Genomic DNA, 19,547 nt, shown 5'->3' on the forward strand with positions numbered 1-19,547 from the left:
GGCCCCACCCGGCGACCGCCGTGCCGGGTGGGGCCTTTCGCTGTGGTGGGAGAGGCGCTCAGCCCTCGACCTTGTCGAGGTCGACTCCTCGGCTCTCGCGGCTCGTCGCGACGGCCACGAACGTGATCGCCATCGTGATGACCAGGTAGGCGATGACCGAGCCCACGCCGTAGTTCTCGATCAGCCACACGGCGATGAACGGGGCCGGAGCACCGGCGAAGATCGACGAACCCTGGTACACCAGCGACGACCCGCCGTAGCGGTAGCGCGTCGGGAAGAGCTCGGTGATCCACGCCGCCTCGGGACCGGCGAGCATGCCGTGGAAGAACGCACCCACGCACACGCCGAGCCACAGCATCGGCACGCTCTCGAAGTGCACGAGCCAGAAGAACACCGGGGCCCACGCGATCAGAACGCCGGTCGGGACCAGCATCGCGGTCTTGCGTCCGACGCGGTCGGACCACGCACCACCACTGATCATGCCGATGAACTGGAACACCGACGCGAAGGTCACCGCGAGCGTCACGTCGCCGCGGTCGAAGTCGAAGTACGTGGTGGCATAGGCGATGACGAACGTCGTGTAGATGTAGAACGCGATGTTCTCGCCCAGCCGTTGGCCGAGGCCGTGCAGCACCTGACGTGGCCGCCGCAGGGCGAGCACGATGCTCGACTTCTCCTGCTTCTTGACCGGCTTCTCCGCCCGCTGAGCCTGGGCCTTGCGGAACACGGGCGATTCCTCGACGCCCCGACGCACCCAGAAGCCGATCACCAGCAGCGGGACGGCCAGCAGGAAGGCCACGCGCCAGCCCCAGGACTCGAAGGCGGCGTCGGTGGTGCTCATCGACAGCACGGTGATCACCGTGGTGGCGAGGACGGTGCCCGCGGGAGCACCGGCCTGCGGCCAGGACGCCCAGAAGCCACGGCGTTTCGGCTCGCCGTACTCGCTCACGAGGAGCACGGCGGCACCGAACTCGCCACCGAGGGCGAATCCCTGGATCAGCCGCAGCAGCACGAGCAGCACCGTCGCGGTGATGCCGATGTCGTGATACGTCGGCAGCAGACCGATGGCCGCCGTCGCGGTGCCCAGCATCAGGAACGTCACCACGAGCATGGGTTTGCGGCCGAAGCGGTCGCCGAGGTGTCCGAAGACGATGCCACCCAACGGCCTGGCGACGAAGCCGAGGCCCTGGGTCGCGAGTGCCAGCAACAGACTGGTGACACCGTTGTCGTTCGGGAAGAACAGCGGGCCGAGCACGGTGGCCGCGAGCACGCCGTAGATGGCGAAGTCGTACCACTCCAGGACAGCACCGGCCATGCTGCCGGTCAGGACCCGCCGGAACATGCGGGGCGTCGTGCCCCCGCCGGTGCTGCCTCCGTCGGCGCCGGTGGGAAATGAGTCAACGGCTGATGCCATTGAGGTTCCTTTCACCTTCAGGACGGGCCGCCCCGTCGCGGCCCGAAAGTCTCGGGAAAGAGCTGGAAAAGCCGGGTGCCGACGTCACAGCTCCAGGGTCAACGCGCTGCCGCAGGCGCGGGAGCAGCACGTCATCATCTTGTTGTCGAGCGCGCGCTCCGACTTGGTGAGGACCTTGTCGCGGTGGTCGACCTCGCCCTCGGAGACGCCGACCTCGCAGCTGCCGCACAGGCCTTCCTCACAGTCGCTCGGCACGTCGATGTTGGCGGCGCGCAGGGCGGCGAGGACGGTCTGGTCGGCGGCAACGCGGACCGTGATGCCGGAGTCGGCCAGCTTCAGGTCGAAGGCGTGCTCCTTCTCCGGGTCGAGTTCACCGAGGTCGCTGGAGAAGTGTTCGACGCGCAGCGACTCCTCGGGCCAGTGCGCGGTGGCGTCGGCGAGGGCGTCGAGCAGCCGCTGCGGCCCGCACGAGTAGATCTGCGTGTCCTCCCGCGGTTCGGCGAGCAGCGACTCGACGTCGAGCCGGGTGCCCTCGTCGGAGACGTGCAGCACGAGGCGATCGCCGTGGTCGCGCACGGCGCGGTCGAGGAACGCCATCGCACTGCGCGTCGAGCCGCAGTAGTGGAACTCGTAGTCCTTGCCCTCGCGGCGCGCGTGGTCGGCCATCGCGAGGATCGGGGTGATGCCGATGCCGCCCGCGATGAAGAGGTAGCGCTCGGCGTCCGAGTCGAGCTTGAAGTGGTTGCGTGGCCCGCGCATCGGCACCGTGTCGCCGACGGACAGCTGCTCGTGCACGAAGCGGGAGCCGCCCCGGCTTTCGGGGTCCTTCAGCACCGCGATCTGGTAGCTCGACCGGTCGGCCGGGTCACCGCAGAGGGAGTACTGGCGCGACAGCTCACCGAGTTCGAGGTCCACGTGCGAGCCCGGCGACCACGTCGGCAGCTGCCTGCCGTGCACGTCGGCGAGCGTGATGCGCACGATGTCGTCGGCCTCGGCAACGACCTCGCGCACCTCCATCGTGCGCGTGAGGGACCGCTTGGAGGGCTGCCCGATTTTGATCTTGAGCTGCCGGTCGAGGATCTCCGGGTTGGTCCGCTCGGGGTTCTTCGCCGGATCCCACTGCACCCACAGGCGCTCCGGGCCGCGGAACGAGGTGTTGGGCAGGTAGGTGAACTCCTGGTCCGGCACGAGCTCCAGGTGCGGGATCCGCGTGGTGAGCTCCTCCAGGAAGATCTGGATCTCCATGCGGGCGAGGTTCTTGCCCATGCACTGGTGGGAGCCGTAGCCGAAGCTCAGGTGGTCGCTGGCGTTCTCGCGCCGGATGTCGAGCTCGTCGGGTTCGTCGAAGAAGCGCTCGTCGTGGTTGGCCGAGGTGTTGACGATCAGCAGCTTGCCGCCCTCGGGGATCTCGATGTCACCGATCTTGGTGTCCTTCGTGGCCACCCGGCGCCACGCGATGATCGAGCCCGAGTGCCGCAGGCACTCCTCGACGGCGTTGGCGATGAGGCTCGGGTCGGCGCAGATCTCCTCCCACAGCGTCCGGTTCTCGAGCAGCAGCTTGATCGCGTTGGTGGCGGCGAGCGCGGTGGTCTCGTGGGCCGCGACGATGCCGGCCATCATCATCGAGTGCAGGTACGAGTCCGTGATGATGTCGGGCATCTCGGGCTGGAGCCGGATGCCGTACTGCATCCAGCCGGGCTGCGACGGGTCCTCGCGCATCTTGTCGAGGACCTTGCCCGCGTACTGCCAGAACTTGCCGACGTTCTCGGCGACCGCGACCTGCTCCTCCGGCGCGGGACGGCCCCACGTGTTGAGGGTGTGCGCGACGGAGTACTTGCGCAGGGTGTCCATGTCCTCCTCGGGTACGCCGAGGAAGTGCAGGGCGACCGTCAGGGGGATCTCGTAGAGCATCTCGTCGACGAGTTCGGCCTTGCCGCGGTCGATGAACCGGTCGACGTGCTCGCGCACCAGCCTGCGCACCATCGGCTCGTGGTGGGCGAGCGCCGGCGGGGTGAAGGGCTCCATGAGCGCGCGGCGGCGCGGCATGTGCGCGGGCTCGTCCTCGTTCACGAGCGTGCGCCCCATGGCGTAGTCGTACTTGGCGAGCACCGCGTTCGCCTCGTCGCCGAACGGGGTGATCTTCTCCAGGACGTTGGCCGGCGAGAACGTCTCGTTGTCGCGGAAGACGGCCTTCACGTCCTCGTACCGGGTGATGACCCAGTAGCCCAGCTCGGGGCTGTAGAAGACCGGCTCCTCGTCACGCGACCAACGCAGGGAGCCCGGAGGGTCCTCCTGGTAGGGCCCGGTGAACGGGTCGAACGCCGCCGCGTTGGCGGACACGGGACATCCCGTGGGACTCGTCAGGCGGGAGTGGTCGACAGGGCATCCACTCGCGCTCGCGGGCACCTCCGTGCGCCTCCCGTGGTCGGTGGCAGTGACCGGCTCCGCGCCCATAAGACTCCCTCCATACGTCTCTGTACAGGGCATTTACTTTTATCGAACAGATTTGTTCGGTAAGAGATACCGAGGGAGCCTAAGGTGGGCTGTGACTCCGGTCAAGACGTTCTGCGCGGGAAATCGCCGTTTCGATGCCGACTTGTGGCTGACCGTCCCGGCTGCTGAGAGGAGGGGGGCGGCCCGGTGCGCGAAGCGTGAGGACGGAAGCGCCGACCGTGAGGGACTGCCGGGCGGAAAGACGAAAACCCGCCCCGCCATGAACGCATGACGGGGCGGGTTCGGAAGCGACGTCAGCGGTAGTCGGGTTCGCGTCCTTCGGCGAAGGCCGCCGCCCCCTCGGTGAGGTCTCCGTGGGTGGCCAGCTCGACCCAGAGTTCCTGCTCGATCCGCAGCCCCTCGTCGAGGTCGCGGTCCAGGCCTTGGTCGACGGATTTCTTGATGTGGCGGACGGCCCGAGGGCTGTTGCGGCCGATCTGCTCGGCCAGGCTCAAGGCGCGGGGGAGCGGGTCCGGGGCGTCGGTGACGATCTCCACGAGCCCCAGGTCGAGGGCTTCCTGCGCGGTGACGGGCTCGGCCGTGTACATCAGGAGCTTCGCCCGGCCCGGCCCGATGAGCCGCGCGAGCCGCTGCGCGCCTCCCGCGCCCGCGAGGATGCCCCAGCGGGTCTCGGGCAGCCCGAGCTTCGCGCGTGCCGAGGCCACCCGGATGTCGCAGGCGAGCGCCAGCTCCAACCCGGCGCCGGAAGCCGTTCCGTCGACGGCCGCGATGACGGGGACGGGCAGGGCCGCGACGCGGTCCATGATGCCGTGCATCCGCGTGACGAACTTCCGGGCCGACTCCTCGTCGCTGAGCTCCTGGACACGGCGGACGTCCTCGCCCGCACTGAAATGGTCGCCGTGGCCGGTGACGACCACGGCCCGCGCCTCGGCGACGGGCAGATAGGTCAGCGCGTCCTCCAGGTCGTCCACGAAGTCGTCGGACCAGGCGTTGACCGGCGGGTTCTGCAGCCGCAGCACGATCGTCCCATCGCGCAGGGACACATCGACGAGGAAGCTACTGGACATCGTGGGTGCCTTTCTGGCGACCTGCTGGGTATCGTCCGTCTTCAGGGTAACGAGCGCGTTCTTGAGGATCTTGCCAGACACGTTGCGGGGGATGACGGCGGTGAACTGGATGTAGCGAGGTGCCTTGTGGCCGGCGATGTGGCGCCGCACGAAGACCTTCACCGTGCTTCGACGACATCGGTGCGAGGCATGCCACGACGGCTCAGGCGGTCAAGGCTCGCGAATCTTGCCGTGATGATCACTCGCAGGCACGTCGGCCCAGCCGGAACAGCTCGGCACACGCACCCCGTCGGAATCGACCGCGGTGGGCAGCGTGGGGTCCGGCTCGCGGGCACGCCACGGACGCACCACCGAACGTGATCAGCAGCGGCGAAGCAGATACGTGTCCATCACCCAACCGCGTGCCTGCCGTGCCTGCGAGCGTGCCCGCCAGGCTACGTCGGCGACCTCGCTCAGCCGTCCGGCGACGAGTTTCTCGTCCGCCGAGCCGAGATTGGCCCCCCACCACAGGTGCCAGGCGTCTGGATCCGGGAGTCGACGGCACGTGAGCGCACCGTCGAGGACGACGACGAGGTTGTCGTGCGACGCCGCGTCGTCGAGCAAGCGGCGGCCCGTCGTGACGGTCACTGGGCCGCCCACGGTGTTGAGCACCAGCCGGTGGCGGGCGGCCAGCAACTGGATGCTGCTCAGTCCGGGGATTACCTCGACGGTCAGGTCGACGGCGCCGCGCTCGACGATGCGGTGGGCCAGCCGGATCGCCGAGTCGTACAGCGCCGGGTCGCCCCACACCAGAATCGCCGCATCGCCCTCGTTGTCGAGCAGGGCCCGCTCGAACGCGACCGCACGAGCCTCGTGCCAGTCCTGTACCGCGGCGCCGTAGTCGGCGGGATCGTCGCGGTCGCGTTCGGGATCGGGGACAGGCACGATGCGCGGCTTCCCCGTTACGTATCGTGCGCAGATCTCCTCGCGCATCGCGAGCAGATCTGCCGTACCCGGGTGCTGCTCGGTCTTGTCGGCCACCAGGAAGTAGGCGACCTCGTTCAGCACACGGACCGCCTGCGCCGTCACGAGCTCCGGGTCGCCCGGCCCGAGCCCCACGAGGGCGAGACGCCGTGTCACTCGTCTCCCTCCAGGTCTCCTTCGATCTCGAGGTAGACACGGGCCATCTCGGTCAGGGTGGCGGCGTCGGGTTCCGCCCACAGACCCCGGTCGGCGGCCTCGGTCAACCGCTCGACGATGCCGCGCAGCGCCCAGGGGTTCGACTGCCGTAGGAATCGCTGGTTCGTCTCGTCGAGGACGTATTCGCGGGCCAGCGACTCGTACATCCAGTCGTGTACGACTCCGGCGGTCGCATCGAAGCCGAAGAGGTAGTCGACCGTGGCGGCCAGCTCGAAGGCGCCCTTGTAGCCGTGTCGCCGCATGGCGGCGATCCAGCGCGGATTGACGACACGGGAGCGGAAAACCCGGTTGGTCTCCTCACTGAGTGTGCGGGTGCGGACGGCGTCGGGTGTGGTCGAGTCGCCGACGTAAGCCTTGGGGTCGGCGCCGGTCAATGCGCGCACCGTGGCGATCATTCCGCCGTGGTACTGGAAGTAGTCGTCGGAGTCGGCGATGTCGTGTTCGCGCGAATCGATGTTCTTCGCCGCCACCGCGATGCGCCGGTAGTTGGTGCGCAGGTCGTCGCTCGCCGCGACCCCGTCGAGTCCGCGGCCGTACGCGAACCCTCCCCAGGCGGTGTAGACCTCGGCGAGGTCGGCGTCGTCCCGCCACGAACCGGTCTCGACAGCCTGCAGGATGCCCGCACCGTAGGAGCCGGGTTTGGACCCGAAGAGACGGATCGTGGCCCGGCGCCCGTCGCCGTGTTCGGCCAAATCGGCGCGGGTGTGAGCGCGGACGTAGTTCTGCTCGTCCGGCTCGTCGAGCGCGGCGACAAGCCCGACGGCGTCGTCGAGGAGCTCGACGACATGAGGAAACGCGTCGCGGAAGAAGCCCGAGATCCGCACCGTGACATCGATGCGCGGGCGGCCGAGTTCGGCGAGGTCGACGACTTCGAGACCGTTCACGCGGCGCGACGCGGCGTCCCAGGTCGGCCGGACGCCCAGCAGCGCGAGTACTTCGGCGATGTCGTCGCCGGAGGTCCGCATCGCGGAGGTGCCCCAGACGGACAGACCGACCGAACGCGGATACTCGCCCGTCTCGTCGCGGTAGCGCGTGAGCAGCGAGTCCGCCATCGCGACCCCCGTGTCCCAGGCCAAGGGAGACGGGACCGCGCGCGGGTCGACGGTGTAGAAGTTGCGGCCGGTGGGCAGGACGTTGACGAGTCCGCGAAGGGGTGACCCGGACGGTCCTGCCTGAATGAAACGTCCGTCGAGGGCGCGCAACACGTTGGTTAGCTCGTCGCTCGTCGCCGCGAGCCGGGGTACGAGTTGCTCCGCGGCGAAGCGCAACACGTCGCGCACGACTGGATCGTCGTGAAGAGCGTCGATCGCGGTCATGTTCCAGTCGGCCTTCTCCATGGCCTCGACGAGCGCGCGTGCCTGCGCCTCGACGGCGTCGACCTGCGTCGTCGGCGCGTTCTCGGTCAGACCGAGGGCGGTCCGCAGCCCCGGCAGCGCGCGATCCTGCCCACCCCAGATCTGGGCCGCGCGAAGCACGGCGAGGACGAGGTTCACGCGGGCCTCGCCGGTCGGCGCTTGACCTAGGACGTGGAGACCGTCGCGAATCTGGACGTCCTTGATCTCGCACAGCCAGCCGTCCACGTGGAGGAGGAAGTCGTCGAACTCGTCGTCGTCCGGACGTTTCTCCAGGCCGAGGTCCTGTTGCAGATGCGCGGCTTGCAGAAGGGTCCAGATCTGCGCCCGGATGGCGGGCAGCTTCGCCGGGTCCATCGCGGCGATGTTGGCGTGTTCGTCGAGCAGCTGCTCCAGCTTGGCGATATCGCCGTAGCTTTCGGCGCGTGCCATCGGCGGGACGAGGTGGTCGATGATCGTGGCGTGCGCGCGGCGCTTGGCCTGCGCGCCCTCCCCCGGGTCGTTGACGAGGAACGGGTAGACCAGCGGGAGGTTCCCGAGCGCCGCGTCCGTGAGGCAGGCAGCTGACAGTGCGGCGTTCTTGCCCGGCAGCCACTCCAGCGAACCGTGCTTGCCGAGATGAATCACCGCATCGGCGCCGAAGCCGTGTTCGAGCCAGCGGTACGCGGCGAGGTAATGGTGCGAGGGCGGCATGTCCGGGTCGTGGTAGATCGCGACCGGGTTTTCCCCGAAGCCGCGCGGAGGTTGTATGAGGATGACGATGTTGCCCGCGGTCAGCGTGGCCAGCACGAGGTTCCCGTCGTCGTCGACGAACAACGAGCCGGGTGCCTCGCCCCAGGTGTCGGTCATCGCGTCGCGCAGCTCGGTGGGCAGCTCGGCCGTCCAGCGTCGGTAGTCGGCGGGGCTGATCCGTACGTGTGACTCGCTGAGCTGGGCCTCGGTCAACCATTCCTCGTCCTGCCCACCCGCCGCGATGAGCGCGTGGATCAGAGCGTTACCGGCCGTCGTGTCGGGGTCTTCGCCCTCCACCGCAGGCACCGGGTCGAGACCGGGGATCTCACCCGGGGAACCCAGGTCGTAACCGGCGTCCCGCATCGCGCGCAGTAGGCGGATGGCTGAGACCGGGGTGTCGAGCCCCACGGCGTTGCCGATGCGACTGTGCTTGGTCGGGTATGCGGACAGCACGAGGGCGACCTTGCGCCGCGCCGGTGGGATATGACGCAGCCGAGCGTGGTTGACCGCAATCCGAGCGACGCGGGCGCACCGCTCGGGGTCGGTCTCGTACCGGGGCAGCCCGTCGGCGTCGATCTCCTTGAAGGAGAACGGCACGGTGATGAGCCTGCCGTCGAACTCAGGGATCGCGATCTGGGTGGCCGAGTCGAGCGGTGTGACGCCGTCGTCGGACCGTTCCCACTCCGCGCGGCTCGACGTGAGCGCCAATCCCTGGAGTACCGGGATGTCCAGGGCGCGCAGCCGCTCGACATCCCAGGACTCGTCGTCTCCACCGGCGCTGACGGTGGCGGGCCGGGATCCGCCCGCGGCGAGCACCGTGACGACGAGAGCGTCGAACGTGGCGAGTTCGCCGTACAGCGTGTCGGGAGCCGAGCGCAGCGACGAGACGAAGACCGGAACTCCGACTGCCTGTCCGGTCGCGTCCACGGCATCGGCCAAGGCGTGCGCGAAACCGTTGTTGCCGCTCACTTCGTGGGCCCGGTAGTACAGCACGCCGACCCGCGGGAGGCCCGATGGTTCGGGGTGTCGGGTCACTCCCCACTCGGGCAGAACTTCAGGCGGGTCGAAGCCCGTACCGGTCAGCAGGACGGTGTCCGAGAGGAACGCGTGCAGCTGGCGGAGGTTTTCCGGGCCCCCCTCGGCCAGGTAGACGTGGGCCTGCGCGCACACCCCGATCGGGACGGTCGAGAGCTCCATGAGCGCAGCGTTCGGGGTCCGTTCGCCGCCGAGCACGACGAGTGGGCGCCCCGCGGCCCGCACTGCGGCGGCGAGGTCCCGGACGTCCTCGGGTGAGCCGAGGACTCGCAGCACCACGAGGTCGGCCTCCACGGTCAGCGCATCGCGCGTGTCGCCGGCGAGTCGCACCGGGTTGGCATAGGCGTAGTCCGCGCCGCTGGCGCGAGCCGACAGCAGATCGGTGTCCGACGTGGACAGCAGGGCGATGCGCGTCATGATTCTCCTTCGGTGGAGGGCCACTCGGTGTCGAGCGCCAGGTCGGTGAGCTCGTGTCGCGCGAGTCTGTGGACGAGCGTGCGGTAGGTCGCGTCGGCGCCCCGCGCGGCTCGGTGGGGCGCGGCACACGCGCAGGTTCTGGTGACGGGCGGGCTCATGGGTGCCACACCACCGTCAACCGGTCGGTCGCCGGGTGTCTTTCCACCTCGGCCCGCACGCCGTAGACCGTGTCGACGAGCCGACTGTCGAGCACCTCGTCGACGGGGCCGGACGCGACGAGGCGACCCGCGTCGAGAACCGCGAGCCGGTCGCAGTATGCCGCCGCCAGGTCCAGGTCGTGCAGCGCTGTTACCACGGTGACCCCGAGCCGCCGGACGGTGCGCATGAGCTCCAGTTGGTGCCGCAGATCGAGGTGGTTCGTGGGCTCGTCCAGCAGGAGCGCCGACGGTTGCTGCGCGAGTGCGCGGGCGAGCTGCACGCGCTGCCGCTCGCCGCCCGAGAGCGTCTGCCAGCTTCGCTCCGCCAGGTGCTCGATGTGCGCGGCGGCCATCGCCTCGTCGACCACCGCGCCCGCGGGGTCGGGTGAGCTGAAGCGACGGTGCGGTACGCGACCGAGCTCGACCACCTGGCGCACGGTGAGGTTCAACGACGTCGTGGCGTGTTGTTCGAGCAACGCGACGAGGCGCGCGCGTTCGCGCGGGGGGATCGTCGAGGCGTTCCGTGATCCGAGGAGCACGCGCCCCTCGGTCGGCCGGTGCAGGCCGGCCATCAGTGTCAGCAGGCTCGTCTTGCCGGAGCCGTTGGGGCCGACGAGACCGGTGATCGACCCGGCGGACACCTCGACGGTCACGTCGTCGAGCACGAGACGTCCGCGGCGCATCCAGGTGACGCCGTGTGCGGAGACTTTCATGTCGACCTCCCCGTGCGGCGCAGCAGGAACGCGAACACAGGGGCCCCGACGACGGCGGTGACGATGCCGATGGGGATCTCCTGACCCTCGACGAGGGAGCGGGCGAGCGTGTCGGCGAAGACCAGCAGGACCGCTCCGGCCAACGCGCTGAGCGGGAGCAACCGGCCGTGCAGCGGTCCGCACACCAGCCGCACGAGGTGGGGGACGACGAGACCGACGAAGCCGATGGCACCCGTGAACGACACCAGCCCGGCCGTGACCAGCGCGGTGGTGACCATGAGCGTCCACCGGGTCGTCTGTACCCGCACACCGAGGGATCCGGCGGCGGCCTCGCCGAACGCGAACGCGTCGAGTGTCGGTGCGTAGACCGTGACGAGCGCGAAGGTCGCCATGACGAGCACCACGAGGGTCAGCGCGCCGGTCCAACGCACTCCGGCGAGAGAGCCGAGCGTCCAGCTCAGCACGCGGCGAGCGGCGTCGTGGTCGCCACCCACGATCACCAGGAACGACGTGTACGCCGAGCAGATCTGTCCGATCGCGACCCCGGCCAGCACGACCCGCGTGGGGGGCAGCGCGCCCGAGCGTCCGGCCGCGAGGCCGAGCACCAGCGCCAGCGCTCCCAACGCACCCGCGAACGCGCCGAGTCCGACGAGGGCGGATCCGCCCAGACTCCCCGCCGAGATCCCCAGCACGAGAACACTCACCGCGCCGACCGATGCGCCACCGGAGATGCCCAACAGGTACGGCTCGGCGAGATCGTTACGGGTCAGTGACTGCAGCACGGCTCCGCAGAGCGCAAGCCCGGATCCGGTGGCGGCGGCGCCCAGCACGCGCGGTAGGCGCAGCTGCCACACGATCCGGTCGTCGAACACCGAGACGTCCACCGGGGCCCCGAGACGGCGTGCGACGACGTCCACGACAGTGGTGGGGCTGACCGGCACCGAGCCCACGCCGAGCGCGATCACCATCGCCGCGCCGAGTGAGAGGAAGAGCACCAGGTGGGGCACCCACCCCGAACGCAGCGAAGGCGGCCCGGAACGGGCCGGTCCGGCGCCGACCGTGGTCGCCATCAGCGCAGGCCGAGCGCGCGAATCTGCTCGGCCACCGACGTCGCACCCTCGACGAGGCGGACCCCGGGCGTGGACTCCGAGAACGGGATCGTCACGAACCGTTCGTGGCGCACCGCATCGAGCTGCGACAACACCTCGTCGCGCTGCAATAACGCGATCTTGTCCTCGGCTGTGGACCATGCGGCATCGGCCAGCACGATGACCTCGGGATCGGCGACGACGACGTCCTCCCAGCTCACGTCCGCCCAGCCGCCCTCGACGTCGGCGAAGACGTTGGTTGCACCGATCGCGTCGAGCACGAGCTGTGGGCCCCCGTCACCGGCACCCGCGAAGGCGGTCTTGACACCGGAGTCGAACCAGAAAACCTCGATGCCCTCACCTGCCGCCTCCCGTCGGAGTGCGTCGAGCTGTCGGGCCTGCTCCTCGCGGAGGCGGTCCGCCCGTTCGGGAACGCCGAAGACGGTGGCGACGTCGGCGATCTCCTGCCAGACCGTGTCGAACGTGATGTCCCGAGTGGACGCTCCCGTCCCGCAGCCGAACGGGGACACGTAGGTGGCGGCACCGAGCTCGTGCAGTGTCGCTCGGTCTCCGGCGGCCTCCGAGTCGAAGGCCGAGAGGTACGAGGCGTAGACGAAATCCGGCTCGGCGGCCATGACCGTCTCGTGATCGGGATACTGCTCGGACAGCACGGGCACCGACTCGTAGGCCGCTTGCCACCTGTCGGGAACGGCGTCGTCGAGGTAGGCGGTGCCGACGAGCTGGTCCTCGGCACCGAGCGCCAGTACCACCTCGGTCGCGCCCTGGTTCAGGGTGACCGCCGAGGTGGGTGGGGCGTCGACGGTGGTGGTGACACCGCAGCTGCTGATCTCCACGGGATACTCGGCCGTCGACGCCGCGGTCTCGGCGTCTGCGTCGTCGGGCGCGCCGACGCAGGCGGAGGGCAGGAGTGAGGCGATCGACAGGGCCAGAGCGGGCAGCACACGACGAGAAGGCACGGTGTTCTTTCGTCCGGAGGCTCGAACGCGGAGCCTGTGGCGGGCAGGTACGCAGACACCGGGTCTGCGGCCAGCAGGTCTTCGGACTCGGGATCGACCGGACGGAACGCCTTCCCAGGTTCGAACCTAGTGGCTTCGTGCCCCGCCCGTCACCCTCACCGCTGCGCGTCAGTCCCGGAGTCTCACCGGGTTCCCTGACTCAGCCTCGCGCTGAGTACGACTGGCAGCGTGACGATAACACCAAGCCGGGTGCGGAGGCCATGAGTTCGTGAGTGGCAGGATGAGGCCGTGATCGGAAGAACCCGCCGCGATGCGTGTCCCGGTGTGTTGCGGCCGTGGCTCGCGGACGACGGCGCCCTCGTGCGGCTGCGGCTGCCGGGCGGTGCGGTGGCTCCCGGGGCGCTCGCGGAACTGCTGCGCGTGGCCGAACGCCACGGCGACGGTGCGGTCTACCTCACCAGCCGGGCCAACCTGCAGGTGCGGGGTCTCGCCCACACCGACGGCCGCCTGAGTGACGAGGTGGTGGATGCCGTCCTCGCCACCGGGCTCGTTCCGTCGCCGACCCACGAGCGCGTGCGCAACATCATGGTCTCGCCGCTGACCGGCCGGTCGGGCGGACGTGCCGATCTGCGTCCGGTCGTCGGTGACTTCGACGCGCGTCTGTGCGGGGAGTCCCGCCTCTCGGCGCTGTCAGGACGGTTCCTCTTCGTGCTCGACGACGGGCGTGGCGATCTCGCGGGACGTGACCTCGATCTCGGCCTCGTGGCGGTCGATGCGGAATTCGCGCAACTGCGGGCGGGCAGCACTGACTGGGGAGCCGTGGTGCCGCTGGGGAAGGCCGCGGAGACCCTCACCGCCCTCGCGATTGCCTTCGTCGAACAGGCCGGTACCGCACCGGATTCGCCGTGGCACGTCGACGAGCTCGACAGTGGTGGCGCAGGCCTGCTCGGCGTGCCACAGGACCGGCGCGCCGACACCCGGGTCAGCAGTGGGCCCCCGCCGCTTGGCAAGATCGCCCAGCAGGACGGCCGCGTCGCCGAGCACGTGCCGGTGCCCGACGGCCGCCTGGACGCGCACCTCATGACCGAGTTGGACGCCCTGTCGCCGCGTGAGCTGATCGTGACGCCGTGGCGCACCGTCGTCGTCCCGGACCTGGAGAACGCATGAGCCTCGCCCCACCGACCCACCGCTATCCCTACGTCACCGACGGCGCGGCGATCTACGCCGAGTCCTTCGCGACGATCCGTTCCGAGGCGGAACTGTCCACCGTGCCCACAGATGCCGAGAAGGTAGCTGTCCGGATGATCCATGCCTGCGGACAGACCGATCTCGCCGCAGACCTGGTCATCCACCCGGATCTCGTCCGTGCCGGCAGGTCGGCTCTCGCCGCGGGGGCACCGATCCTGACCGACGCGCACATGGTGGCCGAGGGTGTGACCCGGATGCGCCTCCCGCGCGACAACGACGTGCGTTGTTTTCTGCGCGACGAGCGAGTTCCCGACCTTGCCCGCGCCTGGGGGACGACCCGGTCCGCTGCTGCCGTCTCGCTGTGGGCCGAACACCTGGAAGGCGCTGTCGCGGTCGTCGGCAACGCGCCTACCGCGTTGTTCCACCTGCTGGAGCTGCTTCGCGACGGTGCCCCGCGTCCGGCCGCGATCATCGGTACACCCGTCGGTTTCGTCGGCGCTGCCGAGTCGAAGCAGGCCCTCGTCGATCTCGCGGCGGACGAACCCGGGCTCGACGTTCCCTACCTCGTCGTGCGGGGCCGCCGCGGGGGTTCCGCGATGGCCGCCTCGGCGCTCAACGCCCTGGCCCAGGAGGCGGAATGACCGGCACGCTTTACGGCGTGGGCGTCGGCCCCGGCGATCCCGAACTGATCACGCTGAAGGCGGCCCGGCTCATCCGCGCGGCCGACGTCGTCGCGTACCACGCGGGCGTGGGTAAACAGTCGAACGCGCGGCGGATCGCCGCCGACCTGATCCCGCCGGGCGCCGTCGAGGAGGAGCTCGTCTACCCGGTGACGACGCAGACGACCGATCACCCGGGCGGTTACGCCGGTGCGATGAGCGACTTCTACACCGAGTGCGCGGCGCGTCTGCGTGCGCATCTGGCTGCTGGTCGTGACGTCGTCGTCCTGGCCGAGGGCGATCCGATGTTCTACGGGTCGTTCATGTACCTGCACGACCGGTTGGCCGCGGAGTTCCCCACCGAGGTGGTGGCCGGGGTGCCCGCATTCGCGGCGGCCACCGCGTCCGCGGCGCTGCCGCTCGCGCGCCAGACCGACGTGCTTACCGTCCTGCCCGGCACACTGCCCGAACCCGAGCTCGCCCGCAGGCTCGCCGACACCGACGGCGCGGTGATCATGAAGCTCGGCCGCACCTTCACCAAGGTCCGCTCCGCCCTGGAACAAGCCGGACGAGTACAGGGCTCGTGGTACGTCGAACGGGCGTCGATGGACGTCGAGCGTGTGCTGCCGGTCGCCGACGTCGCTCCGGAGGAGGTGCCGTACTTCTCGATGGTGCTGGTGCCCGGCGACGCGAGACCGGGCGTCGCTCGCTACGACCGGACCGCCCCGCCGTTCGAGACCAACGGTGCGGTCGCCGAGCCGTCGGCCGAGGTCGCCGTCGTGGGCCTCGGTCCCGGTCCGGACGAGTGGTTGTCGACCGAGGCGGCGCAGGTGCTCGCCGAGGTCGACCACGTCGTCGGCTACGGACCGTACGTTGCCCGGGTTCCTCAGCGCGTGGGACTCGTGCGGCACGCCTCGGGTAACACCGTCGAAGTCGAGCGGGCGCGGGAGGCACTCGAACTCGCGTTGGCGGGGGAGCGGGTCGCGGTCGTCTCCGGCGGCGACTCCGGCATCTTCGGCATGGCCTCGGCCGTGTTCGAGGCGGCTGAGGACCCTCGCTACGCCGACGTGGCGGTACGGGTGGTGCCCGGAATCTCGGCGGTACAGGCCGTGGCCGCCCGCGCCGGCGCGCCGATCGGTGCCGACTTCGCGGTCCTGAGCCTGTCCGACCGGCTCAAGCCGTGGGCGGTGGTGGAGCGGCGCCTGCGCGCCACGTCGCAGGCCGACCTTGTGCTCGCCCTCTACAACCCACGCTCGCGTTCCCGCAGCGAGCAACTCGCGAAGGCGCAGGCGGTCCTGCTGGAACACCGCTCGCCGGACACGGTCGTCGTGATCGGGCGGGACGTCGGCAGGGACGAGGAGAGTCTCACGGTGACCACGCTGGGCGCGCTCGATCCCGAGACGATCGACATGAAGTGCCTGCTCGTCGTCGGCGCGTCGGCGACCCGGGTGACCAGGTCAGGACGCGTCTGGAGCCCTCGTTTCGTCGGGTGACCGGCGAGCGGGCCGCTCGCGGTCGGCGGCGTAGAGGAACGACTCGCCGCCACGCACGTCCGGTGCGAGAGCCGGACCGACCAGGATGACGGCGGCGCGACGCAGCCGGGCCGCCTCCACTTGGGCGGCGATGTCCGCGAGCGTGCCCCGGAGCACCAGTTCCCGCGGTTGCGTGGCACTGGCCACCACCACGACCGGGCAGTCCGCGCCGTAGTGAGTCGCGAGCTCGGCGGCGAGTTCCCGGGTGCGGGTGATCGCCAGATGCAGCACGAGCGTGGCCCCGGTCGCGGCGAACGCCGAGAGTTTCTCGCCCGACGGCATCGCCGTCGAGCGGGCCTGCGTGCGAGTGAGCACGACCGATTGCGCGACGCGAGGCACGGTGAGTTCGGCGCCGACGAGCGCGGCCGCCGCCGCATAGGCCGGAACGCCCGGCGTCACATCCCACGACACACCGGCCGCGTCGAGCCGCCGGGCCTGCTCGTGCACGGCGGAGTACAGCGACGGATCGCCCGAGCACAGCCGCACGACCTCCAGACCGTCGGCGTGCGCGCGCACGAGGTGGTCGGTGATCTCGTCGAGCGTGAGGTGCTGCGTGTCGACGAGCCGCGCGTCCGGGCGGCAGTGGCTGAGCACCTCGTCCAAGTACGTGCCCGCGTACAGACAGACGTCGGCGGCCTGGAGAAGGGTGACGGCGCGTAGCGTCAGTAGGTCGGCGGCACCGGGACCGGCTCCGACGAAATGGACGGTCATGACTCTCCCTTGACGACGGACCACTGGGTGACGGCGCGTGCGGGTGTCCAACCCGTGAACGAGCCCAGGGGCCCGGCGCGCTCGATGTGCAGGCGGACGAGCTCGCCGCCGTGCCGACGGTACTGCTCCAGCAGCAGGCTCTCGGTCTCGGCCGTCACACCGTGGACGACCAGTCGACCGCCGGGACGTAACGCTGCCCAGCAGGTCTCCACCACGCCGGGCACCGTCGCACCGCCACCCACGAACACGGCGTCCGGCCGGTCGAGGTCACCGAGGGCCTCGGGGGCCGAGCCCTCGATCACGACGAGGTCTCCCACCCCGAGCGCGTCGGCGTTGCGGCGCACGAGCGCGGCACGCTCGGGCCTCGATTCGACGGCGACGCATCGTGCGGTGGGGTGAGCACGCATCCATTCCACACCGATCGAACCACTGCCCGCCCCCACGTCCCACAGCAGTTGGCCGGGAGCGGGAGCGAGCCGCGCGAGCGCGCTCGCGCGCACGTCCCGTTTGGTGATCTGTCCAGTGTGCTCGAACGCGTCGTCGGGCAGGAGCCCACCCGTTGCCCAACCGGGACCGGTGCCTCGGACCTCGACCGCGATGACGTTGAGCCTCGGGACCCGCGGGGTGCCCCAGGAGACGGCCGTCCCGTGGCGGTGCGATTCGGTGGGTGACCCGAGATCGCCGAGCACGGTGAGCGACGAGGTGCCGTAACCGAGGTCGGTCAGCAGCGCAGCGACCCGTTCCGGAGTCGTCTCGTCGCTGGACAACACCACGAGCCGTCGGGCGGGCGCGAGCGCGGGCACGATCCGCCGCACGTCGTGGCCGACGACCCGCACGGCGGTCACCGTTTCGGCCGCCCAGCCCATCCGGGCCCGCGCGAGCGCGACCGACGACACCGCCGGCACGATCCGGACCCGCTCGCGGCCGAGGACGTCGAGCAGTGTGGTGCCGATGCCGGATACGAGCGGGTCGCCCGACGCCAGCGCCACTACCGGCGGCTGGGCATCCGCCACGAGCGAGGCGAGACCGTCCCGCAGCGGCGACGGCCACTTCCTGCGCGCCTGGCCGGGGATGTCCGGCAGCAGCGTGAGATGGCGCGCCCCACCCAGGACGGTCCGGGCGGCCAGTACCGTGTTCCTTCCGATGGCGGGGAGGCCCTCCCACCCGTCCGCGCCGAGGCCCACGACCGTCACGTCCTTCGCCATGATCGCCGAATCTACGGGACCGACGGCTTTCCGGCTTGGCCGTGGTGGGCCTTGGTGGGCGCCGTCACTCTGGGCCGTCGGCGATACTGTCCGCGTGGCAGCACACGGAGGACGGACGGCGCGATTGCTCGTCGCCGGGACGACGTCCGATGCGGGCAAGACCCTCGTGACCACCGGCCTGTGTCGGGCGTTCGCGCGGCGCGGATTGACGGTCGCTCCGTTCAAAGCGCAGAACATGTCGAACAACTCGATGGTCTGCGCCGACGGCACCGAGATCGGACGGGCGCAGTGGGCCCAAGCTCTCGCCGCCCGGGCCGAACCCGAGGCCGCGATGAATCCGGTGCTGCTCAAGCCGGGTGGCGACCGGCGTAGCCACGTCGTCGTGATGGGCCGACCCGCGGGGCAGCTCGGTTCGGCGGAGTTCGTTGCCGGGCGCGCGCATCTCGCGGACGCCGCGTACACCGCGTACCGCGACCTGTCCTCGCGATTCGACCTCGTCGTCTGCGAGGGCGCGGGCAGCCCCGCCGAAATCAACCTGCGGGCGGGGGACTACGTGAACATGGGTCTGGCCCGGCACGACGACGTCCCCACCGTGCTCGTCGGCGACATCGACCGCGGTGGTGTGTTCGCCGCGTTCTACGGCACCGTGGCGTTGCTGGAGCCCGACGACCAGTCGCTCGTCGCCGGTTTCATCGTGAACAAGTTCCGGGGCAACGAGACACTTCTCGCTCCTGGCCTGCGTCGGCTGGAGGAGCTCACCGGCCGTCGCGTCTACGGGACGGTGCCGTGGAGTCCCGACGTGTGGCTCGACTCCGAGGACACTCTGGGGATCGGCGACCGTTCGCACGCGGGGGAGGGCGCGCTCCGGGTCGCCGTCGTCCGGTTGCCCCGCATCAGCAACGTCACGGACCTCGATGCGCTCGGGCTGGAGCCGGACGTCGAGGTGATCTTCACCGCCGACCCGCACGACCTCGCCGATGCCGACCTCGTGGTCCTGCCCGGTACTCGCTCCACGGTCGCCGATCTGGCGTGGTTGCGCGCCCGGGGACTGGATCGGGCCGTGATACGCCACGCCGAGGCCGGACGTGCCGTGTTGGGTATCTGCGGCGGCTTTCAGATGCTCGGTCGCCACGTGCACGACCCCGAAGGAATCGAAACTCCCGAACCGGTGAGTGTGCCCGGTTTGGGCCTGCTGCCCGTGGAGACCACGTTCACACCGGACAAGACGCTCCGGAACTCGCACGGCACGGCGCTCGGTGCCGAGGTGTCCGGGTACGAGATCCACCACGGTCGCGTCACGTGCGACGCGGGCGTCCAGGAGTTCCTGGGTGGAGCCCGCGTCGGCGGCGTGCTGGGCACGATGTGGCACGGCAGCTTGGAATCCGACCCCCTGCGCACCGCCGTTTTGAACCTCGCCGCCAGGGCGCGCGGGCGTTCGTTCTCGGCCTCGGGTGTCAGTTTCGCGCGGAGCCGCGAGGCCCGGCTCGATCTGCTCGGCGATCTGGTCGAGCGGCATCTCGACGTCGACGCGCTGCTGGCACTCGCCCAACAGGGGCCGGCGCCCGTCCCGACGATCGGACCCTATGCATGAGCGCTGACGACCGAACGAGGGCATTCACGCGGACAC

At 70.1% G+C, this 19,547-nt stretch carries 15 protein-coding genes and 1 riboswitch; of the genes, 4 read left to right on the plus strand and 11 right to left on the minus strand.

Annotated elements, in window-relative coordinates:
- Positions 1–58: 58 nt before the first annotated feature.
- The 9 genes from SACAZDRAFT_RS01810 to SACAZDRAFT_RS01845 form a co-directional block, all read right to left on the minus strand.
- Positions 59–1,414: an MFS transporter gene (locus tag SACAZDRAFT_RS01810; RefSeq protein ID WP_005438087.1), complete on the minus strand. Its 1,356-nt coding sequence runs from the start codon at positions 1,412–1,414 to the stop codon at positions 59–61.
- Between the two features lie 84 nt (positions 1,415–1,498).
- Positions 1,499–3,868, minus strand: a complete 2,370-nt coding sequence (locus SACAZDRAFT_RS01815) for a cytochrome P450/oxidoreductase (RefSeq protein ID WP_005438089.1) — start codon at positions 3,866–3,868, stop codon at positions 1,499–1,501.
- Positions 3,869–4,161: 293 nt separating this feature from the next.
- Positions 4,162–5,097 carry an enoyl-CoA hydratase/isomerase family protein gene (locus SACAZDRAFT_RS01820; RefSeq protein WP_082245279.1) on the minus strand — a complete coding sequence of 312 codons (936 nt, stop codon included), beginning with the start codon at positions 5,095–5,097 and terminating at the stop codon, positions 4,162–4,164.
- A gap of 198 nt (positions 5,098–5,295) precedes the next feature.
- Positions 5,296–6,054, minus strand: coding sequence for a precorrin-6A synthase (deacetylating) (gene cobF / locus SACAZDRAFT_RS01825; protein WP_005438093.1), 759 nt, complete (start codon positions 6,052–6,054; stop codon positions 5,296–5,298).
- Entirely contained in the window at positions 6,051–9,650 is a 3,600-nt protein-coding gene (gene cobN, locus SACAZDRAFT_RS01830; RefSeq protein WP_005438094.1) for a cobaltochelatase subunit CobN, read from the minus strand. The genes cobF and cobN overlap by 4 nt, the downstream gene beginning before the upstream one ends.
- Complete coding sequence (locus tag SACAZDRAFT_RS22820) at positions 9,647–9,808, minus strand: hypothetical protein (protein WP_005438095.1); 162 nt, start codon at positions 9,806–9,808, stop codon at positions 9,647–9,649. The genes cobN and SACAZDRAFT_RS22820 overlap by 4 nt, the downstream gene beginning before the upstream one ends.
- On the minus strand, positions 9,805–10,560 hold the full coding sequence (locus SACAZDRAFT_RS01835) for an ABC transporter ATP-binding protein (RefSeq protein WP_005438096.1): 756 nt from the start codon (positions 10,558–10,560) through the stop codon (positions 9,805–9,807). Before SACAZDRAFT_RS01835 ends, SACAZDRAFT_RS22820 begins: the two co-directional genes overlap by 4 nt.
- On the minus strand, positions 10,557–11,630 hold the full coding sequence (locus SACAZDRAFT_RS01840; protein WP_005438097.1) for a FecCD family ABC transporter permease: 1,074 nt from the start codon (positions 11,628–11,630) through the stop codon (positions 10,557–10,559). Before SACAZDRAFT_RS01840 ends, SACAZDRAFT_RS01835 begins: the two co-directional genes overlap by 4 nt.
- Positions 11,630–12,625 (minus strand): ABC transporter substrate-binding protein, encoded by a 996-nt coding sequence (locus tag SACAZDRAFT_RS01845; RefSeq protein WP_005438098.1) that lies wholly within the window; start codon positions 12,623–12,625, stop codon positions 11,630–11,632. Before SACAZDRAFT_RS01845 ends, SACAZDRAFT_RS01840 begins: the two co-directional genes overlap by 1 nt.
- A 55-nt stretch (positions 12,626–12,680) precedes the next feature.
- A riboswitch (cobalamin riboswitch) is annotated at positions 12,681–12,865 on the minus strand.
- Between the two features lie 48 nt (positions 12,866–12,913).
- Here SACAZDRAFT_RS01845 and SACAZDRAFT_RS01850 point away from each other — a divergent pair.
- Genes SACAZDRAFT_RS01850 through SACAZDRAFT_RS01860 form a run of 3 tightly spaced genes read left to right on the plus strand, consistent with a single transcriptional unit; the run spans position 12,914 to position 15,965 of the window.
- Positions 12,914–13,792, plus strand: coding sequence for a sulfite reductase subunit beta (locus SACAZDRAFT_RS01850; RefSeq protein ID WP_005438100.1), 879 nt, complete (start codon positions 12,914–12,916; stop codon positions 13,790–13,792).
- Positions 13,789–14,454 carry a precorrin-8X methylmutase gene (locus SACAZDRAFT_RS01855; RefSeq protein WP_005438102.1) on the plus strand — a complete coding sequence of 222 codons (666 nt, stop codon included), beginning with the start codon at positions 13,789–13,791 and terminating at the stop codon, positions 14,452–14,454. The genes SACAZDRAFT_RS01850 and SACAZDRAFT_RS01855 overlap by 4 nt, the downstream gene beginning before the upstream one ends.
- Positions 14,451–15,965 (plus strand): precorrin-2 C(20)-methyltransferase, encoded by a 1,515-nt coding sequence (locus SACAZDRAFT_RS01860; RefSeq protein ID WP_005438103.1) that lies wholly within the window; start codon positions 14,451–14,453, stop codon positions 15,963–15,965. The genes SACAZDRAFT_RS01855 and SACAZDRAFT_RS01860 overlap by 4 nt, the downstream gene beginning before the upstream one ends.
- Here the strand turns inward: SACAZDRAFT_RS01860 and cobM are convergent.
- On the minus strand, positions 15,930–16,715 hold the full coding sequence (gene cobM, locus SACAZDRAFT_RS01865) for a precorrin-4 C(11)-methyltransferase (protein ID WP_005438105.1): 786 nt from the start codon (positions 16,713–16,715) through the stop codon (positions 15,930–15,932). The two genes, SACAZDRAFT_RS01860 and cobM, sit on opposite strands and share 36 nt — an antisense overlap.
- Positions 16,712–17,920, minus strand: coding sequence for a bifunctional cobalt-precorrin-7 (C(5))-methyltransferase/cobalt-precorrin-6B (C(15))-methyltransferase (locus SACAZDRAFT_RS01870; RefSeq protein WP_005438107.1), 1,209 nt, complete (start codon positions 17,918–17,920; stop codon positions 16,712–16,714). Before SACAZDRAFT_RS01870 ends, cobM begins: the two co-directional genes overlap by 4 nt.
- Before the next feature lie 94 nt (positions 17,921–18,014).
- Here SACAZDRAFT_RS01870 and SACAZDRAFT_RS01875 point away from each other — a divergent pair, with 94 nt between their 5' ends.
- On the plus strand, positions 18,015–19,511 hold the full coding sequence (locus tag SACAZDRAFT_RS01875) for a cobyric acid synthase (RefSeq protein WP_232286335.1): 1,497 nt from the start codon (positions 18,015–18,017) through the stop codon (positions 19,509–19,511).
- Positions 19,512–19,547 lie beyond the last annotated feature (36 nt).

Source organism: Saccharomonospora azurea NA-128, assembly GCF_000231055.2.
GTDB classification, from domain to species: Bacteria; Actinomycetota; Actinomycetes; order Mycobacteriales; family Pseudonocardiaceae; genus Saccharomonospora; species Saccharomonospora azurea.